Annotated in this window: 12 protein-coding genes and 1 pseudogene; 7 read left to right on the top strand and 6 right to left on the bottom strand. The window is 67.0% G+C overall.

Going from position 1 to position 13,723, the window contains the following annotated elements:
* Positions 1-79 (top strand): annotated as a pseudogene (locus A5707_RS14360) (WXG100 family type VII secretion target); the annotation flags it as partial.
* A gap of 159 nt (positions 80-238) precedes the next feature.
* Here the strand turns inward: A5707_RS14360 and A5707_RS14355 are convergent.
* Positions 239-727 (bottom strand): inorganic diphosphatase, encoded by a 489-nt coding sequence (locus tag A5707_RS14355; protein WP_065015128.1) that lies wholly within the window; start codon positions 725-727, stop codon positions 239-241.
* Positions 728-864: 137 nt separating this feature from the next.
* Between A5707_RS14355 and dacB the strand changes: the two genes are divergently transcribed.
* The 4 genes from dacB to hpt all read left to right on the top strand — a co-directional run bounded on the left by dacB (position 865) and on the right by hpt (position 4,929).
* Entirely contained in the window at positions 865-2,253 is a 1,389-nt protein-coding gene (dacB, locus tag A5707_RS14350; RefSeq protein WP_156657934.1) for a D-alanyl-D-alanine carboxypeptidase/D-alanyl-D-alanine-endopeptidase, read from the top strand.
* Positions 2,241-3,299: a zinc-dependent metalloprotease gene (locus tag A5707_RS14345; protein WP_419866429.1), complete on the top strand. Its 1,059-nt coding sequence runs from the start codon at positions 2,241-2,243 to the stop codon at positions 3,297-3,299. The genes dacB and A5707_RS14345 overlap by 13 nt, the downstream gene beginning before the upstream one ends.
* A complete protein-coding gene (tilS, locus tag A5707_RS14340) occupies positions 3,278-4,261 on the top strand; it encodes a tRNA lysidine(34) synthetase TilS (RefSeq protein ID WP_065015127.1) in 984 nt (327 codons plus the stop codon). Before A5707_RS14345 ends, tilS begins: the two co-directional genes overlap by 22 nt.
* A gap of 80 nt (positions 4,262-4,341) precedes the next feature.
* Positions 4,342-4,929 carry a hypoxanthine phosphoribosyltransferase gene (gene hpt, locus A5707_RS14335; RefSeq protein WP_065015126.1) on the top strand — a complete coding sequence of 196 codons (588 nt, stop codon included), beginning with the start codon at positions 4,342-4,344 and terminating at the stop codon, positions 4,927-4,929.
* Here the strand turns inward: hpt and A5707_RS14330 are convergent.
* Positions 4,926-5,618, bottom strand: coding sequence for an SIMPL domain-containing protein (locus A5707_RS14330; protein WP_065015125.1), 693 nt, complete (start codon positions 5,616-5,618; stop codon positions 4,926-4,928). The genes hpt and A5707_RS14330 overlap by 4 nt on opposite strands.
* A gap of 170 nt (positions 5,619-5,788) precedes the next feature.
* Here A5707_RS14330 and A5707_RS14325 point away from each other — a divergent pair, with 170 nt between their 5' ends.
* Entirely contained in the window at positions 5,789-6,082 is a 294-nt protein-coding gene (locus A5707_RS14325) for a helix-turn-helix domain-containing protein (protein WP_419866428.1), read from the top strand.
* An 8-nt stretch (positions 6,083-6,090) separates the two neighbouring features.
* Here the strand turns inward: A5707_RS14325 and A5707_RS14320 are convergent, their stop codons facing one another.
* The 4 genes from A5707_RS14320 to A5707_RS14305 all read right to left on the bottom strand — a co-directional run bounded on the left by A5707_RS14320 (position 6,091) and on the right by A5707_RS14305 (position 11,110).
* On the bottom strand, positions 6,091-7,668 hold the full coding sequence (locus A5707_RS14320) for an HNH endonuclease signature motif containing protein (protein WP_065015136.1): 1,578 nt from the start codon (positions 7,666-7,668) through the stop codon (positions 6,091-6,093).
* Between the two features lie 261 nt (positions 7,669-7,929).
* Positions 7,930-8,943: a zinc-binding dehydrogenase gene (locus A5707_RS14315; protein ID WP_065015123.1), complete on the bottom strand. Its 1,014-nt coding sequence runs from the start codon at positions 8,941-8,943 to the stop codon at positions 7,930-7,932.
* Entirely contained in the window at positions 8,943-10,136 is a 1,194-nt protein-coding gene (locus A5707_RS14310; RefSeq protein WP_065015122.1) for an LLM class flavin-dependent oxidoreductase, read from the bottom strand. Before A5707_RS14310 ends, A5707_RS14315 begins: the two co-directional genes overlap by 1 nt.
* Positions 10,133-11,110 carry an alpha/beta fold hydrolase gene (locus tag A5707_RS14305; protein WP_065015121.1) on the bottom strand — a complete coding sequence of 326 codons (978 nt, stop codon included), beginning with the start codon at positions 11,108-11,110 and terminating at the stop codon, positions 10,133-10,135. The genes A5707_RS14310 and A5707_RS14305 overlap by 4 nt, the downstream gene beginning before the upstream one ends.
* A gap of 280 nt (positions 11,111-11,390) precedes the next feature.
* Here A5707_RS14305 and ftsH point away from each other — a divergent pair, with 280 nt between their 5' ends.
* Positions 11,391-13,718: an ATP-dependent zinc metalloprotease FtsH gene (gene ftsH / locus A5707_RS14300; protein WP_065015120.1), complete on the top strand. Its 2,328-nt coding sequence runs from the start codon at positions 11,391-11,393 to the stop codon at positions 13,716-13,718.
* The last annotated feature ends 5 nt before the right edge of the window (positions 13,719-13,723 follow it).

Genomic DNA, 13,723 nt, shown 5'->3' with positions numbered 1-13,723 from the left:
CATGGCGGGCACCCATGAGGCCAACACCATGGCCATGCTGGCCCGCGACCAAGCCGAAGCCGCCAAATGGGGCGGCTGACAACGGATTAGCGACCCGCCGCGCCCGGCTTCGCCGCGCTTGCGATCGCCACTTAGTGCCGGTGGCGACCCGCTGCGCCCGGCTTCGCCGCGCTTGCGATCGCCACTTAGTGCCGGTGGCGACCCGCTGCGCCCGGCTCCGCCGCGCTTGCGATCGCCCCTAGTGCCCGCCGGCTTTGAACCGCTCGATCGAGCGCTGCACCTCAGCTTCGGCCTCGGTGCGCCCAACCCAGTCAGCCGTCTTGACGTACTTGCCTGGCTCTAGCGCCTTGTACTGCGAGAAGAAGTGCTTGATGGCGTCCAACTCGAAGGCGGGCACGTCCTCGATGTCGTTGATCTGATCCCAGCGATGATCTTTCGCGGGGACACACAGCACTTTGTCGTCGCCGCCGGCTTCGTCGGTCATCCGGAACATCCCGACCGGCCGGGCTTCCACCAGCACACCGGGAAACAGCGGCTCGGGCAGCAAGACCATCGCGTCGAGCGGGTCGCCGTCCTCGCCGAGCGTGTCGTCGATGAAGCCGTAATCGGTCGGGTACGCCATCGAGGTGTAGAGGTAGCGATCCAGCCGAATCCGACCAGTATCGTGATCGACCTCGTACTTGTTTCGCTGGCCCTTCGGGATTTCGATGATCACGTCGAATTGCACCGGCTCGGCTCCTTCGTGGGGTCAACTGGTCGTTGGCTGACGTCGGAGTAACCCTAATGCAGCGCGCTGCGACCCGATCGCGCCCGGTCGGTCTGTGAGCGGTTGGGCAGAATGGGACCGGAAGAGTCAGGAGAGTCATGCGTCCCACACAGTGGCGGCGATCCACCCACCTGATCGTGGGGGCGGCCGTGTTGGCGGTTGTTGCCCTCGTGGTGGCGGCGGCCGCGTTGTTCACCGCGAGCGGTCGCGGCGCCAGTGGTGCCCACATCCCCCCTCCGCCACCTGCGGTGAGCGCGCAACCTGGTGTCGTGCCGGTGGCCGATACCGCCGCGATGCCGACCGTCGGGGGCTTGTCCGCTGCGCTGGCGGCGGCATTGGCCGACCCGAATCTGGGGCGGCTGGGCGGGCGGGTCACCGACGCGCTCACCGCCAAGGAACTCTGGCAGCAGCAGGACAGCCTGCCGTTGCAACCGGCGTCGACGAACAAAACGCTTACCGCCGCGGCCGCGCTGCTCTCGCTCGACCGTGCGGCGCGGGTCACCACCCGGGTGGTCGCGGCCAGCCAGCCGGGGGTCGTCATACTCGTGGGCGGTGGTGATCCGACACTCTCGGCGGTGCCGCCTGGCCAGCAGACGTGGTATCACGGCGCGGCCCGCATCAGTGATCTGGCCGATCAGGTCCGCCGCAGTGGCGTGACACCGACCGCCGTGCAGGTCGACACCTCGGTATTCAGCGGCCCGAAAGTGGCACCGGGCTGGGATCCCGGCGACATCGAAGGCGGCGACGTCGCCCCGATCGAGTCGGTGATGCTCGACGCCGGACGCGTGCAACCGGCGACGACCGACTCGAGCCGGTCGCACAGCCCGGCGCTGGACGCAGGCCAGGCGTTGGCCGTCGCACTCGGGGTCGACCCGACACGGGTGACGATCGCCGCCCATCCCGCGCCGGCCGGCGCCCAGCAGCTGGCCGCCGTGCAGTCGGCGCCGCTGATCCAGCGGCTGTACGAGATGATGAACGCCTCCGACAACGTGATGGCCGAATGCATTGGTCGCGAAGTCGCGGCGGCTCTGCACCGGCCGCTCAGCTTCGCCGGTGCGGTGGACGCGGTGACCAATCGGCTGAGGACAGCGCATATCGACATCGCCGGCGCGTCGTTGCAGGATTCCAGCGGGTTGTCGGTCGACGACCGGCTGACCGCTAAGGCCCTCGACGCCGTCGTCCAGGCCGCGGCCGGCCCGGATAAGCCCGAGCTGCGGCCGTTGCTGGATGTGTTGCCGATCGCCGGCGGCAGCGGCACGCTGGCCGACCGCTTCCTGGATCCCACCTTCAGGCCCGGTCCCGCGGCCGGCTGGCTGCGCGCCAAAACGGGCTCGCTGACCGCCACCAATGCGTTGGCCGGGGTGATCACCGACAGGAGTGGACGTGTGCTGACGTTCGCGCTGATCTCCAACGAGGCCGGCCCGACCGGTCGCATCGCGATCGACAACCTGGCTGCGGCCCTATGGTCATGTGGATGCGTGGCGTGACCACATCATCGGAGCTGACCGTCGGGCGCGCCGTGGACTGGCGATTCGCGGCCACCGTCGGCGAATGGCTGGCGCGCACCGGCCCACCCGCCACCGACTACACCCGCCGCCAGATCATCGACGACCTGGCCGGTGCTGCAAAGGCGGCCGAACCGCCGGTGCGCGACGTGACTGGTCTGCAGACCAGCGACGTGGTTCCCGACGCGCGCATCGTGGACCGGCCGGCATGGGTCCGTGCGGCAGCCGAGTCGATGCGGGTCATGACGGGCGGAACCGACAAGCCGCGAGGATTCGTCAGCGGCCGGGTCACCGGCGCGCAGACCGGTGCCGTGTTGGCGTTCGCCGCATCCGCCATCCTCGGCCAGTACGACCCGTTCGCAGACGACACCGGTTGCCTGCTGCTGGTGTATCCCAATGTCCTCGCGGTCGAGCGTCAATTGCGGGTGGAGCCTTCGGATTTCCGGCTGTGGGTGTGCCTGCACGAGGTCACCCATCGGGTGCAGTTCACTGCCAACCCCTGGCTATCGGGCTACATGGCACACGCGCTTGGGGTGCTCACCCAAGATAGCGCCGACGACGTCAGTCAAATTGTGGCGCGGCTGGCCGACCTCGTTCGCGGCCGCGGCGAATCGTCCGGTGGTCCCGACGCCCACGCTTCGGGTGTGCTGGGACTGATGCGCGCGGTGCAGTCTGAACCGCAGCGTCAGGCCCTAGATCAACTTTTGATGCTTGTCACTGTGCTGGAGGGCCACGCCGATCACGTGATGGACGCGGTCGGACCGGTGGTGGTGCCGTCCGTCGCGACGATCCGGAGCCGGTTCGACGACCGCCGACATCGCAAACAAACGCCGCTGCAACGTCTTTTGCGTGCATTGCTGGGTATCGATGCCAAGATCAGTCAGTACACCCGGGGTAAGGCCTTTGTCGACCACGTGGTGGGCCGGGTGGGGATGGAGCGGTTCAACACGATCTGGACGGGCCCCGAGACGATGCCCTTGCCGACCGAGATCGAAGACCCCGGGCGATGGATCGATCGGGTGCTGTAGGCGAGCTGTACGCGGCTGTCGCGGCGTTCGCCAAGACCTACCTCGCGGATACCGAACGTTGGTGCGTGGCGCTTTCCGGTGGCCCAGATTCATTGGCGCTCACCGCGGTTGCCGCTGACCTGTTGCCGACCACCGCGCTGATCGTCGACCACGGCCTGCAGACCGGTTCCGCTGCTGTGGCCGCCGCTGCCCGCACTCAAGCGCTCGACTTGGGATGCGTTGAAGCCCAAGTGCTTTCCGTACATGTGACGGGTGACGGGGGACCGGAAGCGGCAGCGCGCAGCGCACGCTACCGTGCGCTGGATGAGGCCCGCGGTGTTTGTGCGGTGCTGCTGGGTCACACCCTCGACGATCAAGCCGAAACCGTGCTGCTGGGGTTGGGCCGCGGTTCGGGGGCCCGTTCGATCGCTGGAATGCGGGCGCATGACCCGCCGTGGTGCCGGCCCCTACTGGGGGCGCGGCGCCGCCTGACACACGCCGCATGCGCACAACTGGGACTGTCGGCGTGGCAGGATCCGCACAATTTCGACCGTCGATTCACCCGGACACGGCTGCGGCACGAGGTATTGCCGCTGCTGGAGGAGGTACTTGGCGGAGGTGTGGCCGAAGCGCTGGCACGCACCGCGACCGCCTTGCGCGAGGACACCGAGTTGATCGACGCGTTGATCGTGCAAGCGCTGGCCGCCTCGGCAGAAGGCGAGGGCCTGGACGCGCAAGCGTTGACGGCGTTGCCCGACCCGATTCGCCGCGGAGTCATTCGCAGCTGGCTACTGGCCGGCGGGGCAATCGGCTTGACCGACAAGCAGATCCGCGGGGTAGACCTCCTGGTTACCGGCTGGCGAGGCCAGGGCGGGGTGGCCGTCGGCTCGACGCTGCGCGGTCAGCGGCTGGTCGCTGGCCGCTGTGGTGGCGTGCTGACGCTGCGACAGGAGCCGATCCGGCGGCGAACGCAAACGCGGTGAAGCCGGGCGCTGGTGGTACCCGCAGCCGCGTAGCGGCGAGGGGGACGGGTCGTCGCAGACAACCGCGGACAACCTAGGCTGTGGTGGTGACAGGCGACTCGGCCGAGCTGTACCCGGGCGACATCAAGTCGGTGCTGCTCACCGGGGAACAGATCCAGACCCGCACCGCTGAGCTCGGGGCGCAGATCGGCGACGACTACCGCGACCTGGCCACTGGCGAGCGGCAGGACCTGCTGCTGATCACGGTGCTCAAGGGCGCCGTCATGTTCGTCACCGACCTGGCGCGTGCGATTCCGCTGCCGACACAGTTCGAATTCATGGCGGTCAGCTCCTACGGGTCGTCGACGTCATCATCGGGAGTGGTGCGCATCCTTAAAGACCTCGACCGCGACATCAATGATCGTGACGTGCTGATCGTCGAGGACGTCGTCGACTCCGGCCTGACGTTGTCGTGGCTGCGACGCAACCTGGCCACCCGGCGACCACGGTCGCTGCGGGTGTGCACGCTGCTGCGCAAGCCGGACGCCGTGCGCGCCAACGTTGAAATCGCGTACGTGGGCTTCGACATTCCCAACGAGTTCGTCGTGGGATACGGGCTGGACTACGACGAGCGGTACCGCGACCTGTCCTATATCGGAACACTCGATCCGCGGATCTACCAGGACTAGCGCAGCTCCCAGACTGCGGTGACCGAAAAACTGACCGTCTGCTGGCCGGGTTGCAGCGGCACTTCGGCCGCCATCGGCGATCGTGGCATCGGCGTCGGCATGGGCGGCGCACCCGATGCCTCCGAGATCGAGATCACCTTGCCCAGGCTGAGTCCGGACAGTTGCGCGTACTGGCCGGCGCGGTCCTTCGCGTCCTGGAATGCCCGCGCCCGCGCGTCCTTGACGAGCTGTGAGTCGTCCTCGATGGAGTAGCTGACCGAGTTGAGGCGGGTGGCGTCGCCCCCAGCGCCGACGACGACCGTCAGCACGTGCGATGCCGTGTCGAGCTTGCGGATCTTGACCCGGATCGAGTTGCTGGCGCGGTAGCCGGTGATGTTCTCGGTGCCGCCGCTGTACTGCGGCTGAACACTGACGTTGGTGGTGCTGATGTCCTTGGCGTCGACGCCGGCGTCGGTCACTGCGTTGATGACTGCCTGTTGACGGTCGTTGGTCTGATCCATCGCCGAGGTAACGTCCGGCGCAATGAACTCGATGCCGACATCAGCAGTGAGCGTGTCCGGAAGGCCTTGGATGTTGCCGGCGCCAACGACCGTCACCTGACGCGGATTGTCACCGACTGGGCCGGGACCGCTATCGCACGCCGACAGCGCGGCCGCGACGAGACCCAATGCGAATAGGAGACGCAGCATGACTGGCACCCTATGCGAGGACTGCCGCACATGACTGTCACCCCGGCGAGAGTGCTCGCCATCGCGATCGAACCCTTCTCGGGGCAGGCCCAGTCCGGCGAGGACGGGCCACTGCGGGTTTCGGTGCTGTAGAGGTCGGCCTGATCACCGAGCTCTACTGGGGGCTGCCATTGCGCAGCTATATCCGAACCAGGGCCTGGAACGACGCAGACCTCGCTGTGGCCGAAGACCGCCTGCAGTCACGCGGGCTGATTCGTGATGGCGCGCTCACCGACGCCGGGCTGACGGCCCGAGAGGCGATCGAGGTGGTCACCGACGAGGGATGCGCGCCAATCACCACTGCGCTGGGCCGCGGCCTCGACGAGTTGGTCAGCCTCATCGGTGCGTGGTCACGACAGCTGCAAGCGGCGGGCGGCTACCCGCCTGCTGAACCGCAAGGCCTTGCCGCGCAGACAAACCGCTGATCAGTGCCTCAGAACGGCGGGTCGTCGGGGAGGGGCTCTATTTCCGGTTCATCGGGCGTCCAGTCCGGCGGCAGTTCTTCGGGTTCGCGCGGGTCGTTGACCCACGTACAGAACGGGCTGGTACTCGGCTGGCCCTTGAAGAGAAACAACATGTCACGCATGTGGTTTCGGAACTTTCGGTCAGCGATCTCCTTCGCACGCGCTTCTTCCAGGCGGCGACGGGCCTCGTTGACGGGCCGCTGCTCGCGGTTATGCTTGCGTGCCTGAGCGATTCGGACACTTCGTTGTTTTGCTCTGCTGCGTCTGCTCGGGGCCGGCGCCGCACACGCCGGCGCGCGAGGTTGGGGGAATAGATCAGCACCGGCCGGACTTGTCCGGTATATCTGTCCGGTCGGCGACGTCCAGATCACCGTTCCATCGTCCAGCTGCTCATCACGCCAGCCGCCGAACGTTTTCAACCGATGATGTTGTCGGCAAAGGCATTTCAGATTGGACGCTACCGTCAGCCCGCCCGCCGCGGGGTTGGCGTGGTCGAACGGAACGGTATGATCAATATCGCAGTGCGTCGCCCGGCGATGGCAACCGGGGAAGCGACAGGTGAGATCACGGCACCGGATGGCACGTTCGAGCGCGGCTGAGGGCTGGTATCGCAGCGCTTCGGCGGCACTGGCCTGTAGATCGGCGGGCCGCAGCGATGCGGTCGCCGCGGCGAGCTCGCGCACCTGCTCGGCGTCGATGACGCCGTAGCCATCCAGATATCCGGGTCGATCGCTTTCGCCGTTGACAGTCGCCTCGCTGGCCACCACGGTGACGACCACCTGCGCGCCGCCTGGATCGCGATCAATAGCGACTCTGCTGGGGCACTCCGGTTGTCCGCAGCGGCACGCTAATTGGCGGCCTTCGGTCAGCGCCGCCAGGGCGTCGGCGCGACGTTGATCCAAAGTCCGCGGATCGTCCGGGCACACCTGCTTGGCCAACTGCGACAATCGGCGGTCGAATGCGGTTGCTGCCGCTGCGGCGACCGTGCCGTAAATCTCGGCCATCCCGTTGTCCCGGGCGGTGACCCCGACGTAGCGGTCGTTTTCCGCTCGGGCGCGGCGCTCGCGAGCGGCGTCGGGATCGGCTAACCGCACTGCGGCGTCGACGGCGTTGACGATGCGCTGCTTTGACCAGCTGTGCCATTTACCGATGCGCTCGGCCAGCGACTCGTCGAGTTTCGCTATCACCGCATCATCGGTGATCAGGTCGGTGCGGCTGATGATCAATCGCACCGTGCGCCAATCGGTTCGCCCCTCGGCAAGAAGAGCGGCCACCTTCGGCAGTCGGACGTCCAGCGCCTCGGCATGCGACACGAGATAGGACGCGCCCGCCGGCGACAGGTTCATCGTCGCCGCCACCTCCGCGGTGGTCTGTTCGTAGCCGTCGATCACCGCATACCCGCGCGCCGACTCGGCACGTTGGCTCGCGGCGACTCGATGGCGCAGCAGTGCCCCCACCGCCGCCAGGCGTCGCGCCACCAAGATCGACTCCAGCCGATATGACGACTCCACTGCGGCCACCAGCTGGGACGGATCCAGATCGGCCATCGACGCGGGGTCACCGATACCCGCGACTGCCAGCGGATCCGTGAGGGTATCGAACATAGTTTCGATCATAACTGCGGCTCCGACAACTACCGCTCACCTCACGGCGCCGCCGACTCAACCCGCTGCGCGGGCTTACGCCAGACGAGGGAGTAGCGCCACTGCAGGTGCCGACGGTAGACGGCGCCGGGAAGGATCGTCGCAGCGATCCGACACATATCGGTGTAGGTCTGCGGCGGGGGCCACACCGTCGGCGACGGATGCTTACGGCGTGACGAGAATCTTGCAGTGCCGCTCGGGATCGGCCAGTTCGTCGAACGCCGCCCCGACTCCGTCGAGGCCAACCTCGCCGGTGATCAATGGGCTCACGTCGATGTCACCTTCGGAGATTGCCCGCAGCGCCTCGGCGAATTCCGCCGGGTCGTAGGCGAGAACGAACTGCACGTTGATCTCTTTGGCAATGCCGAAGACCGGGTGCACGGCATCGGTTTCCATGCACACACCGGCCACGACAAGGCGAGTACCCGGCTGGGCCCGCCGCATCACGTCGTCGATGATTCCCGGCACCCCGACCGCCTCGAACACCACTTTCGGCGTGACTGAGTCAAACGGTGACCCCGTCGCGGGGTCGATCGTCTGATGCGCGCCCATCGTGGTAGCGAGGTCACGCCGTCGTGGTGAGAAATCAGCTGCCGCAATAGTTTCGACGCCCTGCATCCGCAGCGCCGCAATGATCGCGATGCCTATCGGGCCGCAGCCGAGTACCAGCACCGGCTCGTCGCGCTGGACGCCCGACTTGTTGACGGCGTGCAGCCCGACGGCCATCGGCTCCGTCAGTGCGGCATGTCGCGGATCCAGTCCGTTGCGTATCGGCAGTAGCAGCGGCGCCGAAAGCAGCATGCGTTCTGCATAGCCGCCGATCGTGTTGTTGGACTGGAAGATCGGTTCGACTCCCTTGGTCGATAGCAGTACCGGGATCGACGTAACGAGTGTTCCGGGCGGATGCGTGTCGGTGTCGGGTCCGGCTTCGAGCACCTCCGCGCTGAACTCGTGGCCCATGAAGACGTCGCGGTCCAGGTCGATGTGCATGCCGCCGGCGCCCGCGCCCATTTGCTCGGTCAGCGCCAGCATCTCGGCGCCGTGCGCCGCGAAATGTAAGTCGGAGCCACAGATTCCGCACGACCGCACGGAGACCAGCACTTGGCCCGGTCCAGGCACCGGATCTGCGACGTCGTCGCGGTAGACCATGCGGCCGGCGCGCAGCACCGCTGCCCGCACTAGCTCTGCTCGCTTTCCAGCTTGAGTTCGTCGGTGTGCTCGCTGATCGCCTTCACCACCGCCTCACCGGCCCGGCCTAACAGCTGGTCGCGCATGCCACGAGCCCATTCGTGAGAAGCCCGCGGCGCTTCTAGCTGTCCCTTGAAATGTGGAATCACCTTGCGCGCGAACAATTCATACGAATGGTAAGTGGCGGAAGGCGATGCCCAGTCATGGCCGAGCAACAGGAAGGTGCCGAAACCGCCCGCGCGGTCCACCAAGTCTTGGATGTAGGCGATCGCGTCGTCGGGTGTGCCGATACAGCAATTGCCTTTAGCGGCATAGTCTTCGACGAACTCGCGCGGCGACTGCGCTCCCTCGACCAGATTCGCCAGCGGGACAAACCCCGCAGCGCCGAAGTACTTCGCGAAATCCTGTAATCCATAAGTGCAGTCATCGATCGCCTGATCTCGGCTGTCGGCCAGATGCACGATGCCCAGTACCCGCCAGCCGGTGCGGTCCGGTTCCACACGGCCAACTTTCGATGCCTGTTCTCGGACCACCTCCCAGGTGTTTTCCAGTGCTGCATAGCCTCCCGGCACCGACATCGACAGCGACAGCAGCGACGTCCCCAAGGCACCCGCGAGCCGAGGTCCGGACGGTGAAATCATTGCGGCGGTAGAGATTTCCGGATATGGCCAGGTGTAGGGACGGATGTGCAACTGCGCATCGCGCAGGGTGAACCAGTCGGAGTGCCGGTCGATCCGCTCACCGGGTGCGGCGCGGAACAGGGCCAGGATCGCCTCCAGGGATTCTTGCATCATCCGGCGCTGCTCGACCGGGTCGATGCCCATCATGTAGGCGTCTGACGGCAGTGCGCCCGGACCGGTGCCGAACATCACCCGGCCGCGGGTCAGATGATCCAGCAGCACCCAGCGGTCGGCGACCATCAGCGGATGGTGGTACGGCAGCGATACCACTCCTGTGCCCAGCCGAAGATGCTTGGTTCGTTCGGCCGCCGCGGCGATGAACACCTCGGGACAGGCGATCAGCTCGTAGCCGCCGGAGTGATGTTCACCGAACCAGGCCTCGTCGAACCCCAGCCGATCCAGCGCGACAACCCGTTCCATGTCGTACTCGAGTGCTGCCGTCGGCGATTGGCCGGTCGGGTGAAACGGTGTGATGAAGACACCGAAGTTCAGTGGACGATTCACGACAGCTCCAATCCGGTGAGAAAGTCCAGCAGCACCTCGTTGACCTCGTCCGGGCGTTCCTGCTGCAGCCAGTGCCCGGCGCCCTCGATCAGCACCTCGCGGTAGGGGCCGGTCACCACCTCGGCCGCACGGTCGCGGCGGGTGAACCCCAACACCGGGTCGTCGGCGCCCGCGACGAACATCGCCGGCACCGCGATGGTGGCGGCCACCGGGTTGGCCAGGATCTCCCAGTTGCGGTCCAGATTGCGGTACCAGTTCAGGCCGCCGGTAAAGCCAGTGCGGGTGAACTCGGAGATGTAGTGGTCGAGTTCGGCGGCGCTGATCCAGCTGGGCAGGCCATCGGGATCGGGCAGCCGCTCGACGAAGCCCTCCGGCCCGGGCTGGATCATCCGTGCCGCGGCCGCCTGGTCGCCGCGCGGCTGCAAACCACCCATCATCCGACGCAAGAACTTTGCCGGATCAGCGCCCAGGTCGGCGTCGGCCACACCGGGCTCCTGAAAATAAAGCATGTAGAAGAACTTGTCGCCGAAGAGCTTGCGGAACGCCTGTGTCGGCGGAATCTGAGCTCGGGGCACCGCAGGGACGCTCAACCCGACGACGGCCGCCACCCGGTCAGGGTGCAGCTGTGCGGAACTCCAGGCCACCGGAGCACCCCAGTCGTGTCCGATGAACACCGCGCGCTCGGCCCCGACGTCATCCAGCAAGCCGATCAGGTCGGCGGACAGCTCGGCGACGTTGTAATCGGCGATGTTCGGCGGCTGGCTGGAGCGGCCATAGCCGCGCTGATCAGGGGCCAGTACGTGATATCCGGCGGCGACCAGCGCCGGGATTTGGTGCCGCCAGGAGTAGGCCAGTTCGGGAAATCCGTGGGCCAGCAGCACGACGGGTGCGCCGCGCTCGCCCGCTTCAACGGTGTGCAATCGCACACCGTTGGTTTCGATGAGGCGTTCGGTCGAGTGGGCGGTATCAGGCACGTGTCTCACCAAAGCACACGCCCGGCCTGCCCGGAAGGGTCCGACCAGCGCCCGGCGCGACGGACTCGGGAGGCCTCGGGAACTGTCGTTCGTTTCAATTAGGACAACGCGGTGACGACCTGCCGCGTTCGCCGTCCACCGCGCTGGCCCAGGCCAGCTGCCCGTCTCCTCCGCGGGCGGCGCACCGCCCGCATCGTCGCCGGGCGCGCCACGGGCGGTAGCCTGGACTATTCGAGCTGCGTGTATCGGGGAAGGACCTGGCCGGCACGGCCGATGATTGATGAACCGGAAAAATGTGATCCGCACTCTCACGGCGATTGCCGTCGTGCTGCTACTGGGCTGGTCATTCTTCTATTTCAGTGACGACACCCGCGGCTACCAGCCGGTCGACACCTCGGTCGCGGTCGCCCAGATCAAGGCCGACAACGTCAAAAGCGCCCAGATCGACGACCGTGAGCAGCAGCTGCGGTTGACCTTGAAAAAGGCCGACAGTGACACCGAGGGCTCCGACAAGGTCATCACCAAGTACCCCACCGGCTACGCCGTCCCGCTGTTCGACGCGCTGAGCAGCAAAAACACCAAGGTCAGCACCGTCGTCAACCAGGGCAACATCCTGGGCTCACTACTGATATATGTGCTGCCGTTGCTGCTGCTGGTCGGCCTATTCGTGATGTTCTCTCGCATGCAGGGCGGGGCCCGGATGGGCTTCGGCTTCGGCAAATCGCGGGCCAAGCAGCTCTCCAAGGACATGCCCAAGACCACCTTCGCCGACGTCGCCGGCGTCGACGAGGCGGTCGAGGAGCTCTACGAGATCAAAGACTTCCTGCAGAACCCGGCGCGCTACCAGGCGCTGGGCGCCAAGATCCCCAAGGGCGTGCTGCTCTACGGCCCGCCGGGAACCGGTAAGACGCTGCTCGCGCGCGCCGTCGCCGGCGAGGCCGGCGTCCCGTTCTTCACCATCTCAGGGTCCGACTTCGTCGAGATGTTCGTCGGCGTCGGCGCCTCCCGGGTCCGTGATCTGTTCGAGCAGGCCAAGCAGAACAACCCGTGCATCATCTTCGTCGACGAGATCGACGCCGTCGGCCGTCAGCGCGGCGCCGGGCTGGGCGGCGGCCACGACGAGCGCGAGCAGACGCTGAACCAGCTGCTGGTCGAGATGGACGGCTTCGGGGAACGCGCCGGAGTCATCCTGATCGCGGCCACCAACCGGCCCGACATCCTCGACCCGGCGCTGTTAAGACCCGGCCGGTTTGACCGCCAGATCCCGGTGTCCAACCCCGACCTGGCCGGCCGCCGCGCGGTGCTACGCGTGCATTCCAAGGGCAAGCCGATCGGACCCGACGCCGACCTCGACGGGCTGGCCAAGCGGACCGTCGGCATGACCGGCGCCGATCTGGCCAACGTCATCAACGAGGCCGCGCTGCTGACCGCCCGCGAGAACGGCACCGTGATCACCGCCGCCGCGCTGGAGGAAGCCGTCGACCGGGTGATCGGTGGCCCGCGCCGCAAGGGCCGGATCATCAGCGAGCAGGAGAAGAAGATCACCGCCTACCACGAGGGCGGGCACACGCTGGCGGCCTGGGCGATGCCCGACATCGACCCGGTCTACAAGGTGACGATCCTGGCCCGCGGGCGCACCGGCGGCCATGCGGTAGCAGTACCCGAGGACGACAAGGGGTTGCGGACCCGCTCGGAGATGATCGCCCAGTTGGTGTTCGCGATGGGCGGTCGCGCCGCCGAAGAGCTGGTGTTCCGCGAGCCGACGACGGGCGCGGTGTCCGACATCGAGAAGGCCACCCAGGTCGCCCGCGCGATGGTCACCGAGTTCGGAATGAGCTCGCGGCTGGGCGCGGTCAAATACGGCACCGAACACGGCGACCCGTTCCTGGGCCGGACCATGGGTACTCAGCCGGACTACTCACACGAGGTGGCCCGCGAAATCGACGAGGAGATTCGCAAACTCATCGAGGCCGCACACACCGAGGCGTGGGAGATCCTCACCGAATACCGCGACGTGCTCGACACCTTGGCCGGCGAGCTGCTGGAGAAGGAGACCCTGCACCGCGCCGAACTCGAGGCGATCTTCGCCGACGTCGAAAAGCGTCCGCGGCTAACCATGTTCGACGACTTCGGTGGTCGTATCCCGTCAGACAAGCCGCCGATCAAGACACCCGGCGAGTTGGCCATCGAGCGCGGCGAGCCGTGGCCGCAGCCCGCACCGGAGCCGGCCTTCAAAGCCGCGATCGCGCAAGCGTCCCGGGAAGCCGCGCAGACCGAGACCGAACGAGGCACCAACGGGACCAATGGTTCGCATGGCCCGGACGAGCCGGTTGCCGCGCGCCCGACCCAGCCCGATTATGGTGCGCCGGCCGGTTGGCACGCCCCCGGTTGGCCGCCCCAGCAGCAGCCGCCGGGTTATCGCTATCCACCGCCGCCGCCGCAGCCGCCGCATTGGTCGCCACCGCAGCACTACGCAGGCCACCAGGGTCAGCCCTATCCGCCGTATCCGCCGTATCCGCCGCCTGGTAAACCAACTCCGGAGACCGGGCCGCCTCCCGAGCAGCAAGGCGGGGACCCGAGTCGGTCCAACCCGCCGGCGCGCGGCTGACCAAG

Origin of the sequence: Mycobacterium kyorinense (assembly GCF_001672775.1) — a bacterium.
GTDB lineage: Bacteria > Actinomycetota > Actinomycetes > Mycobacteriales > Mycobacteriaceae > Mycobacterium > Mycobacterium kyorinense_A.
This window is presented reverse-complemented; position numbering and strand designations above follow the sequence as displayed.